Annotated in this window: 16 protein-coding genes; 1 reads left to right on the top strand and 15 read right to left on the bottom strand. The window is 49.9% G+C overall.

Going from position 1 to position 16330, the window contains the following annotated elements; translation table 11 throughout:
* Positions 1-42 precede the first annotated feature (42 nt).
* From WFK81_RS19720 to WFK81_RS19760, 9 genes are all read right to left on the bottom strand, one after another.
* A complete protein-coding gene (locus tag WFK81_RS19720) occupies positions 43-1251 on the bottom strand; it encodes an aminotransferase class I/II-fold pyridoxal phosphate-dependent enzyme (RefSeq protein ID WP_336788272.1) in 1209 nt (402 codons plus the stop codon).
* Positions 1252-1264: 13 nt separating this feature from the next.
* Complete coding sequence (locus WFK81_RS19725; RefSeq protein ID WP_015843024.1) at positions 1265-1756, bottom strand: Lrp/AsnC family transcriptional regulator; 492 nt, start codon at positions 1754-1756, stop codon at positions 1265-1267.
* A 94-nt stretch (positions 1757-1850) separates the two neighbouring features.
* The gene (locus WFK81_RS19730; RefSeq protein WP_336788091.1) at positions 1851-2234 is read right to left on the bottom strand and encodes a spore coat protein; all 384 of its coding nucleotides are present in this window, start codon (positions 2232-2234) and stop codon (positions 1851-1853) included.
* A 27-nt stretch (positions 2235-2261) separates the two neighbouring features.
* Positions 2262-2483, bottom strand: a complete 222-nt coding sequence (locus WFK81_RS19735) for a hypothetical protein (protein ID WP_317982252.1) — start codon at positions 2481-2483, stop codon at positions 2262-2264.
* 65 nt (positions 2484-2548) lie between these two features.
* On the bottom strand, positions 2549-3721 hold the full coding sequence (locus tag WFK81_RS19740; protein WP_336788092.1) for a Ger(x)C family spore germination protein: 1173 nt from the start codon (positions 3719-3721) through the stop codon (positions 2549-2551).
* Positions 3718-5214 carry a spore germination protein gene (locus WFK81_RS19745; RefSeq protein ID WP_336788093.1) on the bottom strand — a complete coding sequence of 499 codons (1497 nt, stop codon included), beginning with the start codon at positions 5212-5214 and terminating at the stop codon, positions 3718-3720. Before WFK81_RS19745 ends, WFK81_RS19740 begins: the two co-directional genes overlap by 4 nt.
* On the bottom strand, positions 5156-6328 hold the full coding sequence (locus WFK81_RS19750) for a GerAB/ArcD/ProY family transporter (RefSeq protein ID WP_336788094.1): 1173 nt from the start codon (positions 6326-6328) through the stop codon (positions 5156-5158). Before WFK81_RS19750 ends, WFK81_RS19745 begins: the two co-directional genes overlap by 59 nt.
* Before the next feature lie 119 nt (positions 6329-6447).
* The gene (locus tag WFK81_RS19755) at positions 6448-7113 is read right to left on the bottom strand and encodes a DUF2642 domain-containing protein (RefSeq protein ID WP_336788095.1); all 666 of its coding nucleotides are present in this window, start codon (positions 7111-7113) and stop codon (positions 6448-6450) included.
* A gap of 68 nt (positions 7114-7181) precedes the next feature.
* Positions 7182-7916, bottom strand: a complete 735-nt coding sequence (locus tag WFK81_RS19760) for a hypothetical protein (RefSeq protein ID WP_336788096.1) — start codon at positions 7914-7916, stop codon at positions 7182-7184.
* Positions 7917-8233: 317 nt separating this feature from the next.
* On the opposite strand from WFK81_RS19760, the gene WFK81_RS19765 reads away from it, so the two are divergent.
* Positions 8234-9298 carry a CotH kinase family protein gene (locus WFK81_RS19765; protein ID WP_336788097.1) on the top strand — a complete coding sequence of 355 codons (1065 nt, stop codon included), beginning with the start codon at positions 8234-8236 and terminating at the stop codon, positions 9296-9298.
* A 47-nt stretch (positions 9299-9345) separates the two neighbouring features.
* Here WFK81_RS19765 and WFK81_RS19770 read toward each other — a convergent pair whose 3' ends face one another.
* The 6 genes from WFK81_RS19770 to WFK81_RS19795 form a co-directional block, all read right to left on the bottom strand.
* Entirely contained in the window at positions 9346-10185 is an 840-nt protein-coding gene (locus WFK81_RS19770; RefSeq protein ID WP_336788098.1) for an SDR family oxidoreductase, read from the bottom strand.
* 15 nt (positions 10186-10200) lie between these two features.
* Positions 10201-11118: a cysteine synthase A gene (cysK, locus tag WFK81_RS19775; RefSeq protein ID WP_336788099.1), complete on the bottom strand. Its 918-nt coding sequence runs from the start codon at positions 11116-11118 to the stop codon at positions 10201-10203.
* Between the two features lie 207 nt (positions 11119-11325).
* On the bottom strand, positions 11326-12615 hold the full coding sequence (locus WFK81_RS19780) for an MFS transporter (protein WP_336788100.1): 1290 nt from the start codon (positions 12613-12615) through the stop codon (positions 11326-11328).
* A 72-nt stretch (positions 12616-12687) separates the two neighbouring features.
* Positions 12688-13194: a hypothetical protein gene (locus WFK81_RS19785; RefSeq protein WP_336788101.1), complete on the bottom strand. Its 507-nt coding sequence runs from the start codon at positions 13192-13194 to the stop codon at positions 12688-12690.
* A gap of 179 nt (positions 13195-13373) precedes the next feature.
* Positions 13374-13796, bottom strand: coding sequence for a DUF350 domain-containing protein (locus WFK81_RS19790; protein ID WP_336788102.1), 423 nt, complete (start codon positions 13794-13796; stop codon positions 13374-13376).
* A 50-nt stretch (positions 13797-13846) separates the two neighbouring features.
* The gene (locus WFK81_RS19795; RefSeq protein ID WP_336788103.1) at positions 13847-16219 is read right to left on the bottom strand and encodes an endonuclease MutS2; all 2373 of its coding nucleotides are present in this window, start codon (positions 16217-16219) and stop codon (positions 13847-13849) included.
* Positions 16220-16330: the final 111 nt, after the last annotated feature.

The following is a 16330-nucleotide window of genomic DNA, read 5'->3' on the forward strand; positions in this document are numbered from 1 at the left end:
AACAGGCAAGGGCGCGCCCTGCCTGTTTATCCTCAACCCCTATTAGCCCTGCTTCAGCTTATGAACAAATTGTCCGATCCGGTCAAGCGCTTCCGTAAGCTGGGCAACCGACGTCGCGTAAGAGCAGCGCAGGTGTCCTTCGCCTCCCAAGCCAAATACATCGCCGGGAACAGCTGCGACATTGCCTTCCTCCAGCAGCCGCTGCGCAAATTGCTCGGAGGTTAGCCCCGTTGACGTAATGGAAGGAAAAGCGTAAAACGCTCCCTCCGGCTCATGGCACTCCAGACCGATTTGCCGGAAGCCCTTAACAACAAGACGTCTCCTCTGGTTGTAGGACTCCATCATCCGGTCCTTTTCTTCCAGGCCGTGAGGAGTCAACGCTTCAAGCGCAGCGTATTGCGCCATAATCGGCGCGCACATAACGGTGTATTGATGAATCTTCAGCATGGCGCCAATCAGATCCTGATGGCCGCATGCGTAACCCATCCGCCAGCCGGTCATGGCAAACGCTTTGGAGAAGCCGCTAACGAGAAGCGTCCGATCCTTCATGCCCGGGATAGAAGCAAAGCTTACATGCTTGGAGCCGTAAGTAAGCTCAGCGTAAATTTCGTCGGAAATAACGATCAGGTCGTTCTCTTCAACAACCTTAGCGATTGGCAGCCAGTCCTCATAGGTCATAATGCCGCCGGTTGGATTGCTTGGATAACATAAAATAAGAACCTTGGACTTGGGCGTAATCGCCGCACGCAGCGATTCCGCCTTCAGCTTGAAATTATCCTTCGCAAAGGTCTCGATGCCAACGGCCTTCCCGCCGCTCAGCGTCGTAATTGGCGAATAGGAAATATAACACGGCTCCGGAATAAGAATCTCGTCGCCAGGGCTGATCAAGGCCCGCAGGGCAAGGTCAATCGCCTCGCTGCCGCCGACCGTTACCAGAACCTCGTTAGCCGGATTATAGGAAACGGCAAAGGAATCGTTCAAATATTGACCAATCGCTTCGCGCAGCTCCGGCATGCCGGCATTGGACGTATATTGCGTCTTGCCTTTCTCGAGCGCGTACACAGCAGCATCGCGCACATGCCATGGCGTTACGAAATCGGGTTCGCCTACGCCAAGCGTAATTACGTCCTTGCGAGTACTTACCAAATCAAAAAAGCGCCGGATGCCTGACGGTTTGATGCTCCGAGCAAGCGGCGACAAATAATCAGCCATAGATTGGCGATGATTGGATGTTACCTCGTCTTTAATCATAGCCATCACCCTTTTATGGCGAAATCATCAATCGATGGTCACCTTCATGCTCCTCGAAGATAATTCCGTCCTGTTTGTATTTTTTCAGAATAAAGTTCGTTTTTGTCGACAGCACTTTGTCGATCGGCGATAATTTATTGGAAACAAAAGAGGCGACCTCTTTCAGGTTCTTACCTTCAATCTCGACAAGCAGGTCGTATGCCCCGGACATCAGATAGACCGATTTCACTTCCGGGTATAAGTATATGCGCTCGGCAATGCCTTCAAAGCCGCGTCCGCGCTCAGGCGTAATTTGAACCTCGATCAATGCCGTAACCTTCTCGTCATCAACCTTGCTCCAGTTTACAACCGTGGCATATTTAACGATGATATGTTCTTCTTCCATGTAGGCAATTGCCTGCTTTACGCTCTCCACCGGCTCATTCAGCATGGCGGCGATCAGATCGGCGTCGCGTCGCGCGTCTTCCTTGAGCAGCTCCAGCACTTTCAGCTGTAGTTCGTTCATCGTCAAACTCCTTCCAAAACTGCGGTTATTAAAATATTTTACAACGAATTATAGGTTCCTGCAAAGAAAAAAAACGAAAGACCCCGAAGGGTCTTTACATGTAGAAAGGCTGATGCGGCTGGTTCTGCTGCTGTTGCTGGAACTGGCCGTATTGCGGGAACGATGGCTGAGAGTTGCCCAGGCGCTGCTGTAAATATTGGGTCGTTTTTTGCTGGGTTTGCTGATATTCCTTTGTCTGCTTGTCAATTTCCTGACGAAGCGCGGAAGAAGCCGTGCTGTACATATTTTGTGACTGCATAGCCTGGAACAGGTTCCCTTGCAGCTTTAGCGTGCTGTTAAGAAGGTGGGTGAACATTTGACGCACTTCCGGACAAGTCGATTCCGTCGCGGCCGTCGCATACTCGCGAACAACACGCTTCAGATCGGCAAGTACGGTATAAGCCAGATCTTCATCCGGCATATGATGCTGTTGGTACATGGTTGGTATCCTCCCGTTTCTTTTAGTTTATTGAGGCTGCGTAGGCGCCAAATGCTGATGCTGCTGAAGAGCCTGCATCAAGGTTTGATAATGCTGTTGATGCGTTTGCAATTCAGCCATGCCGGCTTGTCTTAATGCCGGATTAGTAGCAAGCGATGCAAGTAACGCGTTTTGTTTGATAAGCAGATCTTCATTGGACAACGAGTCCGCGATATATTCCAGTTCCTTCGCGGTCAAAGCTTGAAGCATATGGTTTGGTCTCCTTTGTGCCGAGTTTGGAATAGCATACGTATTATGGGCGAAACTCCCATGAATTATGTATGCGATTCAAGCTCGGATTTCGTGCGGAGCTCCGATTGCTTCGTAATCTTGCATTTGACTTCAACGGTCAAATCTTGCGGGCCGGGCTTCCAATTCTCTTTCGAAAGACGCTTCCACAGTCCGTTATGGTGGCGGTAAAGCTGATGCTCCAAATCGTAGATATCCGCATTTAGCGCTAACCCCCTGTTATAGGTCTCCTCGAGCTGAGTCTTAACGGACTTTTCGACTTGGGCAATAAGCTCTTTATCCGTAAAGTCACTGGAGGCTTCAATTAAATGCCCGCTCAGATTAACTTTTAATACAAATTTGGGGTTGTTATTCTCCATCTTCACCTTGGTCTTTGAATTTGCCGAATCAATCACGACGGAGCCTCTCTTCCCTTCAATCTGAATCGGAACAAGCGACCGCTTGAATGCATCGCTGGTCCAGATAAGTCCTTGGGATTTCTCCTTCGCTATAAAACCGGACGGTTTCTTCTCATTAAATAAAAAAACGCCTTCGATCGTTAAAAAATTCAGCTTTTTTTTATTATTCTCCCAATCGTTCGGCAGAATCGCAAGGGAAGGCAGCCTTACCGACATAGCCGGTTCAAGCGCCTCGCGAACTAACGTCTGCAGCGTCATCGGTTCGACATAGCTGTTCTGGTTATTCTCGATCTTCGGTGCATACAGCGTTGTCGTCATCGGCGTTTTATTAAACAGCATGTCCATCGTAAATAACTCGTTTATATCCGTTCTTGTTCCGAATACAAAGGAATTAAACCGGGTGGAATTTAACCGGTTAAGACTGTCGATAATTTGCTTCATTTCCTTGAAGGCGCGCTCGTGAATAACGACGGACTTCAAATGGTTCATGGAAAGCTTGTATTGGGAAGCATCCATCAGGTTGAATATGGCGGCCAGATTGGTCGTCCCCTCATGCTTCCCCACCCAAATAGGGCTTCCCGGCGGCGGCGCTCCCTCTTGTTTGGCAATTACGCCAAACGAAATCATCTGTGCGTATACAACGAAATGGTTGTCTACATAATCGACGCCAATTGCCGACAGATAACTGACATCCTGCAGATTGACTTCATCCCAGCACCCACCCGTTACCAGCATCATGCATAGGGCAACCCCGGCTTTAACCGATTTCACATAGTTCCGAAGGCTTATTCGAACGGTCATGGCTTCTCATCCTTTATTCTAGGCTTCCATGGCTTCTGCAATAGTCCCGATACGAGCTCCCTCCACTTGATTGGGGCGATAGGCTGCATATAATTCTGGTTAAAGGTTTCAAGGGAGCACATATAAATCAGGATAATAAACACGCTGACGAAGAAACCGAAGATCCCAAACATGGAAGAGAGGATTAACACGAAATACCGTAAAATGCTCACCGTACCGCTTAAGGTCTGATTAACCAGCGTAAATGTGGAGACTGCGGTGATTGCTGCCGCAACAAGCATCGTAGGCGAGGTCAAGCCCGCCCGGATGGCCGCATCGCCAATAATCAATCCGCCTACGACGGATACCGTCTGGCCAACCGGGCGCGGAAGCCGGACGCCGGCCTCCCGGAACAGCTCGAACATCGTCATCATCAGAAACATTTCCATCGTGGCGGAAATGGGCAGACCAATCCGGGAGTTGGTGACGGTAGCGAGCAGCGTAAACGGAATCTGATCGGTATTGTAAGCCGAGAGCGCAACCCAGAAGCCAGGCAAACAGATCGCGAGAATAAACCCGATAATCCGGAGCAACCGCTCGAGGGATACAAAATAATAGGGCAGATGAGCATCCTCCGGCGATTTGATCAGAAGCGACAAATTGCCGGGAAGAATAATGACCGAAGGATTGCCGTCCACAAACAGGCAAACCCTGCCCTGCATCACCGCCTGAACGACATAATCGGGACGGCCGATGTAATCCACCAGCGGGAACAGGCTGTTCGGCCGGTCCGACACCAGCTCTTCCAGCTCGGACGAGCTGTACAACGCTTCGATGTGAATCGCTTCCAGCCTTCTTCTTGCTTCATTGACCAGGGAAGCCTCCGCTTTGCTCTTCAGGTACATCATCGAAACTTCCGTTTGAGATTCAGTCCCGATTTTCAAATATTCCACATGCAGATCCGGAGTCCGGAGTCTTCTGCGGACAAGCGCGATATTCGTCGCAATCCCTTCGACAAATCCGTCCCGGGGGCCCTTGACCGACAATTCCATTGTGGATTCTTCCGGCTGCCGGCCCGGAATGCTTGAAATGTCAAAAGAATAGACGGACCGCGTAGATTCGTCGACCGCCATTACGCTGCCAGAATAAAGGTTGGAATAGAAGAAAGCAACTTCCCGTTCATTATCCAAAGGGAGGCGCGCGCCAAACGAGTAGCCTAGTTTGTGAAGATTTTCTTCCATCACGGCAGGCTCGTGCACGTCTCCTGCTATTTCAGACTGGCCAAAAGCTTTATTTAGCGTCTCAGCCAGCTTGTCCAACTGCGGCAACAAAGCGATAAACACGGTCTGCATGTCCACCATGCCGCTGCACATCAGAATACGGAAGGCCCGCTTAGGCTCTTCTTTGCCGACCTCAAGGGTCTGAATAACGATATCGCCGGAGCCGGACAGCTCGTCATAAATCTGATCGAGGCAATCCCGTTTGCGATGCGATTCTTCCGGACGATGACTCATTGCGGTAACCTCCTTGCGTTTCCGGCCTTTTCGGTTTTGTTGTTTTTCGGAACGAGAGAACCCATAGGAACAAAAGAATGGCGCCAAACAGGATCCAGGCTACCTCAAAGTAAGCTTTCATCAGGATCATGTACCATTTCATATGCATCAGGACAATAAAGCTTGCAACCGCCAAAATCAAAGCGGTAATAAGCATGCTGAGCCATTTTCGCTTTATTTTTCGGAACGGTCCATAGATCTGAATCAGATAGAGTGGCAGGGAAATCCGGATAAGAGCGCCGGATAGCCATTGAAAAACGGCGAAGAAATCGACATGCTCGAAATATTTGCCGATCTTCACCAGCCGCCACTGCGAATAAGCCGGATAACGCATAATGCTTGCTTCTTCGGGTCCAAACAATGTTATAGCTCCTACCGTAGGTCCCAAGGTCAAGATCATGAGCATAAGTGTCAGCAGCAGCAAATGCCATTTTTTAAAGCTTTTCTTCATCTCATGCTGAATCAGCAGCAAGAAAGTCAGCTCCATAAAGGCGCTAAGCGAATAAACAGCCCCTTTGATCACCGGATACAGCCCCGTCTCAAGCATCGGGAGCAAATACCTGTAATCCTTGACCGGCATATTAGCCGACATGACAAAATCGCCCAACACAACAACTATTGGAAGCAAAATGCAGGAGACATAGGCAATCGTGCGGAGCCCATTCATCGCCGCGAACATGCATATAAAGCAGAAAATAAGCAGCACGACAAATTGCGGAGTCAACGGCAGATAGGTATTGGAGGTCCAGGCAACCACGTCTACTAATGATCCAAAAGCGACAAACAACAAACCTATGTTAATAATTGCAAGAATCAGCCATGCCATAAAAGCCGGGGTACGCTGCCGGAGCCAATCGTCAAAGCGTACTCCGTCCATCTTGAACATGACGCGCTGCAAAGGAAAAGCAGCAAGGGGAAGCGCAATAATAAGCGCAACCGGTATGGACAGCCAAGCATCTCTTTTCGCTTCGGCGAGCAGCAGGGGAACAACAATCACGTGATTGACAAGGCCAACGCTGAGCAGTGTCATCATTACAATTGGCCATAAACCGATAGGCTTGGAAGCAAGCTGCACAGACATTCACCACCTTTGCTTCCAGCATTCCCCCAAGGAATAAAAGTGATGCATTTCCATTTTCATGAAAAAAAAAGCCCTTTGAATAGCATACCGAGCTAAAAAGGGCTTTGTTTGGGTTATGGCAGGTGAATCGTTTTGACATGATCATAATGGATAAAAACCGATGATCCGCTTGCATCCGCAATTTCAAGCAAGTTCAGATCGACATTTTTGAGGACGCCTGTTTTTCTAGGGTTCTCTCCCAAATCGAGTACGACGAACTGTCCGATATGCTTGCGCAGCTGTTGATCAAAGGTCCGGGCAAGGGTTAAAGACGTTGGCTTGAGCGGGAATTGTTCGGAAGAAAGCGAATAAGGGGTGACATTGGCATTATAAGGCACCAGATACTTGAGATGCCGCATCGAGATCATGACGGAATGGTAGACCGGAGAGTAAAAAACAAAGAAATCGTTCATTACCGCCGTTACATAGCCATGTATGGACTGATTCCCTGTGATATAGATTTCCGAAAACATGCCTTTGGAATTTAATAAAATTTTGCGAAACGAGATGGAATCGTTATAAGGCTCAAAAGGAAGCTCTGGCGTACTGCTATAGCTTTGATCTTCGTCATTCACGATTCTCATTTGCTGCAAATGGATAAGCGGGACATAAAAAAATTGAGTGCCGCTGTAGAGCACCAGGATGTCGGGACCAAAATCAATCAGCTTGCCCCGAATGCCCGACCTCCCGGATATAACGAGTTCAACCTGCGAGTCCAGGAAAGGATGCTGGTTCTTCAACTGCTCGACCTCCTTTTCAAAAGCTTAATCCGACTAGAATGCCGGGCACAATGCCCGGCATCTATCGATTAGCCTTTATTCGAGCGGTTGCTGCCACCGGATTTTTTCGACTTATTGCCTTTGGTTTGATTTTGAGCTTGGGCAGCGGTACGATTTCCGGTTTTGTTATCTACGGATTGACCTTGAGCACCGGATTTGTTGTTTTTATTGCCGCCTTGGTTGCCGCCGGATTTGTTGTTTTTATTGCCGCCTTGGTTGCCGCCTTTGTTGCCGCCGGATTTGTTGTCGCCGGATTTGCCGCCGATTTTTTTGATCGTTTTGATATGGTCAACCAGGACATAAACAACCTCATTGTTTACGACAACTAGTGCTGTGTTTCCTTGTACTTCGGCAAGGAAGCCTTGCACGCGTTCCGGTCCGCCCCAGTTGATTTGCACGAATTCTTTCGTTAATGCAGTAATGACACCTCTGAAGTTATTGGCGTTGATATAGTCATTGCTAGTGCCGCCGCTTTTGGCTTTTGCAAAGCCGGTTACGCTTTTTACATGGTCGAGATCAACGTACACAACGCCTTCTCTTGTCGAAAGAACCAGGTAGTCGCTTTTTACCGCGAGCAGCTTGCCTTCCAGAGAATCAGGACCGCCACGGTTAATACGGACAAATTCACCTACCAGGTTTGTGATTTGCGTGCCGTTCTTTGTAGTTCCCGTGTTTCCTGTTCCTGTGTTTCCTGCTCCTGTGCTGCCATAACTTCTGTGGCTTTTGTGCCTGTTGCTGTCTTGCTGCCAATTGTACCCGTACATGTAATAAATCCCTCCGATGACTCTCTCTTAATAGATTTACAACCGTGCCATCCAATTGACCTTCTACCATTAATAGGCTGAACTGCTGGTATTTCGCTATCTAGTCATCTACCATTGGTGACGGTTTGTAATATATTTATATGTAACCCGTATTTGAGAGGTACTAGATTAGTAACCATTTATGCGGACAAAAAGGAGAAATAAACAATTTCATCACTTACGGGTGTCATTCGCCCCCTTTCCCGAATACGGTAAATAAGCACAGGAGCCTATCGGCCACGATAGGCTTTGACTTCGGTCTTAAAGGGGTGAAGCCCGTGGCACAGCTGCCTATACGTAAAATTGAAATTGACGAGGATGATCTGTGGGATCTGAAGAACAATCCTTGGAGCAATTCGTTTAAACCCATCCGGATTGAAATAGATGGCAAAGAATATTCAGCGACATGCGGCATTCGGGGCGGCCATACGCGCAATTATACGAAGAAATCGTTTGAAATCAGACTGGACGGGGGCAAGACGCTGCACTGGAACGCGGAATTCGACGATCCTTCCATGATCCGCAACGCCTTATCCTTTCAGTTTTTTAACCTCATTGGAGTACCGTCCCCCGAAACCCAGCATATCTCCGTTGAGATTAACGGTTATCCGCAAGGAGTTTACTTGGAGATTGAAGCGGTCGATAAAGCCTTCTTCAGAAAGAGAGGAATAGGCTATACCTCCCTGATCTATGCGGTTAATGACAGCGCGGATTTCAGCCTTGTCGATCAGAATACAAATAATAAGAAAGACTCCCTGTTCGACGGTTATGAAATGGTAAAGGGCCAAAGAAACACAAAATACAGGCTGGTCCGTTTTATCCGCAATATTAACTCTCTCCCCAACAAACAGCTGAGCGTCTATACGGCCAAAAGGCTGGATATCAACCAATATTTATTGTGGCTGGCCGGAGCGGTTCTGACCGGCAACTATGACGGCTTTGATCAGAACTATGCCTTGTATGAGCATAAGAAAACGAGCAAATACCGTATTATTCCTTGGGATTACGAGGGAACCTGGGGAAGAAACTGCTACGGGAAGCCTTGCGGCAGCGATCTTGTAAGGCTGCAGGGGTATAACAGCCTGACCGGCAAGCTATTTAAATTTTCCTCCTGCCGTCGTAAATACCGCGCAATCATTCAGAAACTATTAAAAACAGCTTTTACCGTTGAGCGGATCGATCCTATGATAAACCGCTTATACAAAAAGATTACACCGGCAATCCGGGATGATTTTACCCGTAAGAGCAGCTATGACACGTTTCTCGATGAACCTTCTTTTATTCTTGATTATGTAAGAGAACGCCGCGGTCTCATAAAAGAAGCCCTTAAAGCTTGGAAATAAGCTTTAAGGGCTTTCTTTTAACGCGAACGCGGATCTCATCGAGGCGTTTATAAGCCTAGATGCAGCTTGCGGACATTCAGCATTCCGTCCAAGCCGGTTGGATCCTTTTCCGTCTTGTAGGCCGTAAATTTATCCGCCGCCTCCGAAGTCCGAATGCGAAGCGGCTTCTCCTCCAGATTAACGAGGCCAAACACAACCTCGGCGACGGATTCAGCCGTTTGAGGGACCGTATTCCGTTTGGTAAACTGCTCAACGTAACGGTCGATCAACGCCTTGTATTCATCGTCCAAGATACCGCCCGTGCTGCCCAGCTGTTTAAAAACCGTATCGTTGAAATTAGTCGCGATAGCTCCCGGTTCGACGAGGGTGATATCGATATTAAAGAGGGGTTTATAATAGGTGGCCAAGCTTTCCAGCAGTCCCTCCAACGCAAACTTGCTTGAACAGTAGATTTCGTTAAACGGCTGCCCAACTAATCCCCCTACGCTGGAGGTCGCCATAATATGGGCTTTATCCGATTCGCGCAGCATGGGCAGGGCTGCCTTAATGGTATGAATAACGCCAAATACATTGGTCTCGAACACATTGCGAATTTCGTCCATGGACGCCTGTCCAAGCGTTCGCAGAAATCCGAAGCCTGCATTGCAGAATAATACGTCAAGCTTGCCGCCCGTCCGGTCATTAATCTGCTCAAACGCTTTTTGCAACGAGACCGGATCGGTTACCTCCATCTCCAGCCATTCCAGGCCTTCGATGTTATGCCGTTCCCGCTCGCGCTTCAAATTCCTCGTTCCCGCAAATACCGACCAGCCTTTTTGGGCGAATAGCAACGCCGTTGCCAGTCCGATACCCGTGGATGCGCCCGTAATGGCAATTGTCTTATTCATCCATTCAACCCTCCCTTAAAATATATCCATGCTTAAATACCGCTCTCCGGTATCCGGCGCAATGCATAAAACACGCTTGCCCGCTCCAAGCTTCTTCGCAACCTGCATAGCAGCCCATACGGAAGCGCCGGAGGACGGTCCCAGCAGCAGACCTTCAAGACGCGCAAGATCCCGCATCGTCTGAAGGGCATTTTCATCGGATACCTGGATAATCTCGTCATAAACTTCCGTATTTAAGATAGCCGGTACAAAACCGGGACTTGTGCCAACCAGCTTATGGGGCCCGGGCTGGCCGCCCGACAGGACAGGCGACCCGGCAGGTTCAACAACAGCAATATGTAAATGAGGCAATGAGGCTTTCAGCGTCTCGCCGGTGCCGGTAATCGTCCCTCCTGTTCCGGCGGTAGCGACAAAAGCATCCAGCTTGCCGTCGGTTTGACGCAAAATCTCTACCGCGGTTGTTGTTCGGTGGATATCCGGGTTAGCATGATTCTCGAACTGGTTCGGAATAAAGCTGCCCGGAATTTCTGCCTGCAGCTCTATAGCCTTGCGGATAGCCCCTGGCATTCTTTCCGCCGCAGGCGTCAACACGACATCCGCTCCGTAAGCCTGCAGCAGCTTGATTCGTTCAGCCGACATATTGTCCGGCATAATCAGAATAAGCTTGTAGCCTTTGGCAGCAGCATTCATCGCCAGGCCAATACCGGTGTTGCCGCTGGTTGGCTCGATAATGGTACTGCCCGGGGAGATTAACCCTTGCTGCTCGGCGGCTTCGATAAGAGCCGATGCGGCGCGGTCCTTCACGCTGCCGCTTGGGTTAAACCGCTCCAGCTTTACGCACACATCCGCGCTTCCGGCTTGGACAAGCCGGTTAAGCTTGATGACTGGCGTATCGCCGATGAGATCGGTGATGGTAGACACTATTCTTGGCATAAATTCTCCTTTTCGTGTTAGTTAAAAAACTGCAGCCGTGGCGTAATGCTACGCAAAACTATTAGATTCCGATCGCTGTTGCCCCCGAATTTCTTCATTTCAAACCGCTTTAGCGGTTGAAATTCGGGGGCAAAGGCGAACGCTACCGCTTCTCCATTCTAATAGTTTTGCTCCGCACAAACGGCTAACAGTTATTTTAAAAAGCACTTAACGAAATTTATTGTTGGCCGAAAGGAACGGCCGGATAAAAAACCATCCGGCGATCGGAACGATACCAACACAAAACATAAGGGTAACGATAGCGGCCGGTGTCTGCGTCTGGGACACAACGACCAGATAAGCGGCAAGTCCGATGACTCGGCCGATAATGAGGCCGGCCTCGCGGAGTACGATGAGTTCCTCGCGGTTAACGGCGCTTTCCTCGGAGCGGCCGATCAGGTCGAACACCCGGGACGTCATTGGAATGATGTACAACGGGATAAACAAGGAAGTACCTATGCCGAATATAAGCAATGTATTGTAACTGACTTTATAGAACAACGGAAGAATGATCAGACCAATCATAATCGTACCCGCCAGCATCGCGATTCTGCGGTTGCCCGGTTTCAGACGCTTGCCGACAAACCAGAAGCTGATTAAGGCAACAAGGGAAGTAATCAGCGAGAAATTCCCCAGCTTTCCTTCGTTTTTTGTAGCGATATAGATGACAAGACCGATCAGGAACATAAAGACACCCTCGCGGACGCCTTGAGCCACGATGGCGCCAAACATCCTCCGCCATGGATTCCCCTTCTCCTTCAGCTCCGCAACGCCAAGGAACCATTTGTACTTCTCACCTACAACGCCGCGGTTCTTCAGCCAGAAGCTGCCGACAACAGCCAGTCCAAAGATAACAAGGGAAATCGTAAATATAAGCTTGTAACCTCGCTCGCCGTGCAATGTCGTAATCAGGAAGCCCGACACCCACGGAGCAATGATCCCCGATAATGAGCCTAATATACCTGCCACTCCGTTAAACCGGTCGCGGTTATCCGGCTCGGTGATTTCGAAATAAACCACGTTGTAAGCCATCCAATAAAAGCCTAGAGCCATACCGCTCAGCATGCCAAGAGGTATGCTGTAGGTTTTGGCCTGCTGGCCAAGCATCAATACCGTAAAATAAAACGCCCCCGACAGCACGATGCCAAGACGGAGGCTGTACATTTTATGATGTTCCTTCACCCATTTGCCTGCCAGCCAAAAGATGAGGCCGCTTGTTATGTATTGTCCAAGCGTGTACCAGCCAATCAGCATAAAGGACTGGCTTGCTTTCCAGAGATAGACCGGGATAAACGTTCCGGACAGCGCGCTTGCTACGCCAAACAGGCCTTGTACCGTCAGCAGCAGGATGGCCTGCGAGTCCAGCGCTCCGCCGTGGCGGGAACCCGGAACAACGCGGCCGACTGATCTGCCGGGCATACGCCCGCCGGTCTTAACGCCATGATAACCTTGCTTCAATCCGATTCCTCCTAACAGTGGTGTTCCGTTAGGATTCCCAATTGAGCAGGCCGCATGCCGTTTTTCCAGTAATTACTCTTTTGGCGCAAGCAGCTCCAGCATCTGGTTACGGGCTTTCTCGCTCAGAACCGTCGAGGTCTGGAAGCAGGACGGACAGATATAGGTTACGGTCTCAAACGGCGATTGGATGACCGGTTTACCGGTTACCGCATGAATCGTTGGCTGAAGGGATACCGTTTGTTTCCCCGCTTCCAGCATGTACTCACGGCAAGAAGGACATTCGGGCGCTTCTTCCTGACTGTCCGTCATTTGACGGATCGTTGCTTCTGCGGCAAGCCAGGAAACATTCATCTGACGGAAGCCTTCGTTGGAATCATCGTTATAGGAATCATCCTGCTGCTGTTCCTGCTCCTCTTCCCAGTTGTCGTCCTGCTCGTCTTCGTCGCGGTCAATCCCGATCTGCATCGTGCGGTAGCCGCTCAATTCATTCTCGCAGTGCGGACAATGCTTCTCCGGGCCGATCTCCTCATCCCATACGATCTCGGTATCGCACCATGGGCAAATTGTTTGCTGTTCCATTCCAAAACCCTCCACAAGCTTAATTGTTCATCATATAGATAACGCCTAGTCCAAAAAATATAATTGCAACCGCGAGCAAAATCCCCCACAAATACTTCATGACTGCCCTCCTACAAAGAATTGCGAAGCAATTCTTACTTCGAAAGCATAAGCTTAAAGAATTGCGAAGCAATTCTTTCTTACAATATTACCGTCGCGCCAATCACATAGGACAAAGAAACGGAAATAATCATTGCGATTAATCCTACCGCCCGGTTGTCCTTTGCGATTTCGTCATCGATCTTGAATACCGGAGTTAGAAACTCAAACAAGAAATAAGCGGCAAGCAATATGATAAAACCAAATATCCCCCAGATTAGACTTTCGTAAACGGAAACCTTGGCTTCAATGGAAAATCTGAAAATATTGCAGATCCCGAATATTTTTCCGCCTGTTGCCATAGCTACCGCCAAATTGCCGTTCTTGATTTCTTTCCAGCAATTATAACGGGTTACAAGCTCAAATACGGACAAAAAGACAATAAGCGAAAGCACAACCAGCGATACATAAACGAGAGATGCCGCATACGAATTGCTGAGCAAACGATCGACTTCACTACCCATTCTTATCACTCCCCAGGCTTGCTACCCGTGCCGCCGGCTTAACGGCGAAGCTATTTCAGCTCCGCCACGGTTACGCCTGCGCCGCCCTCGCCGTATTTTCCGAGACGATACGCCTTTACAAGACTATGCTTGCGCAAATATTGCTGGATTCCCGCACGCAATACGCCGGTACCCATGCCATGGATGATATAGACCTGACCAAGACCGCCCAAATACGATTCGTCGAGGAAACGGTCGACTTCAATGATGGCTTCCTCCAGATTCGCTCCGCGCAGATCAAGCTCCATCCGAAGGCTATCTTCCTTGGAGCGCTTCAGGCTAGCCGTCTGCTTCGGCTGCTGCTGCTTGTTAAGCTGAGCCACGGGTTTAATCAGCTCCAGATCGTCAAGCGCAACCTTCATCTTCATAATGCCAAGCTGGACGGTTGCATCCGATGCCCCTATCTCTACAACAATACCCTTCTGATTAAGGCTATAGACCATAACCTCATCGCCCGCTCCGATCTTGGCCGGCTTCTTCGCTCCGCCGCCTGCCGGACGCTTCTTCTTCGCGGCAAGCTCCGGTGCCGCTTCCTCCAGTCTGCGCTTCGCTTCAATCAGCTTATGCTCCTTGACGGAAGCACCTTCCTCAAGGGCAAGCTTGCGCAGGTCCGCAATAATCTGATCCGCTTCGCGTCTGGCTTTGGCGACTGCTTCGTTCGCTTCTTGCTGCGCTTTTTGCATCATTTTGTCGCGCTGCTCTTCGAAACGTTCCAGCTCCGCTTCATGGCGCTTCCGCTGCGCTTCCATCTCGCGGCGCATAGACTCTGCCGTATTCCGTTCAGATTCCGCGCTTAGACGGTCTTCTTCCAGGGAGGCAATCATGTTCTCTACGCGCTGATCCTCTTCGCTGACCTCGCCGCGGGCATGATCGATAATCGCCTGGCTGAGACCAAGCCGTTCCGCAATGGCAAACGCGTTGCTCCGGCCGGGTACGCCAACGAGCAGGCGGTAAGTCGGGCTAAGAGTAGCAACGTCAAACTCCATGCTGGCATTAATGACGCCTTTACGGTTATACGCATAGGCTTTCAGCTCGCTGTAATGCGTGGTCGCAATAATCCGGCTGTCGAGCTTATGGATATGCTCCAGAATGGCGATCGCAAGCGCCGAGCCTTCCGCCGGGTCTGTCCCCGCACCAAGCTCATCGAGCAGCACAAGGCTCTTGGACGTCATGGACTCCAGAATGCGGATAATATTCGTCATATGGCTGGAGAAGGTACTAAGGCTTTGCTCGATGCTCTGCTCGTCGCCAATATCGGCATAGATCGAGTCGAACACGCATAGCTGGCTGCCTTCTTCGGCAGGAACAAACAACCCGGACATCGCCATCAGGCTAAGCAGTCCCACCGTCTTCAAGGATACCGTTTTACCGCCCGTGTTCGGACCGGTAACAATAATAGCCGTAAATTGATTGCCAAGCTCCACATCAAGCGGCACAACCTTATCCGGAGCGATCAACGGATGGCGTCCGCGTTTGATTTTGAGGAAGCCCCTGTCATTCATGCGCGGCAAAGTCGCTTTCATTTCATGGGCAAGGCGCGCTTTGGCATAAGCAAAGTCCAGCTTGCCCAGCAGATCCTGGTTATAAAGCAGGTCTTCCACATGCTCTGCCGCACGGGCCGTCAGCTTTTGCAGGATTTTCTCAATTTCGCGAAGCTCCGCGGCTTTGGTCTCCCGCAGCTTGTTATTCATCGATACAATGGCTTCGGGCTCAATGAACAGGGTAGCGCCGGAACCGGACTGGTCGTGAACAATCCCGCCAAAATGCGAACGGTACTCCTGCTTTACCGGAATGACATAACGGTCGTTGCGAAGAGTAATAATGGAATCCTGCAGCATTTTCTGAACAGAGGAAGAACGGATCATCTGCTCCAGCTTCTCCCGGATCCGCGACTCTCCGCTCCGCAGCTCGCGGCGGATGGAAGCCAGCTCGGGGCTCGCGCTGTCCAATACTTCAGCCTGGTCATCGATGCAATCAAAGATGGCATCCTCCAGCGGCTTATGCTCGGACAATTGTTCCGTCATCTGGAACAGAAGCGGAATCGGATCATCTTCATGCAGATTGTCGATATGCTTCTTCACCCGGCGCGCGCCTCTGGCCGTTGCTGCAATATCCAGCAGCTCAGCCGGATTCAAAGTTCCGCCGATTCGCGCGCGATGCAGGGAAGCGCTAATATCAACAACGCCACCAAACGGCGCATTGCCCTTAAGCCTGTCGGCCTTGTACGCTTCATCGGTCGTCTGCAGCATAAGCTTGACGTCTTCCAGATCGGAGACCGGAGCAAGCTGTCCCGACACGCTTTTCCCAAGCGATGTAGCGGCATGATGCACTAATTTATTCGTAATTTTATGGAATTCCAAAGTGGATAAAATTTTGCTGTCCAAGTGAACACTCCTCTCGCCCTTATATTATAGCTGATCGAGGTTTAGGATGCACGACATCACCGCTTGATTCATACATGTTTCCCTGGATTATGGTCATAATAAGGGAGGAAA

The organism is Paenibacillus sp. MMO-177 (genome assembly GCF_037147795.1).
Lineage (GTDB): Bacteria > Bacillota > Bacilli > Paenibacillales > Paenibacillaceae > Pristimantibacillus.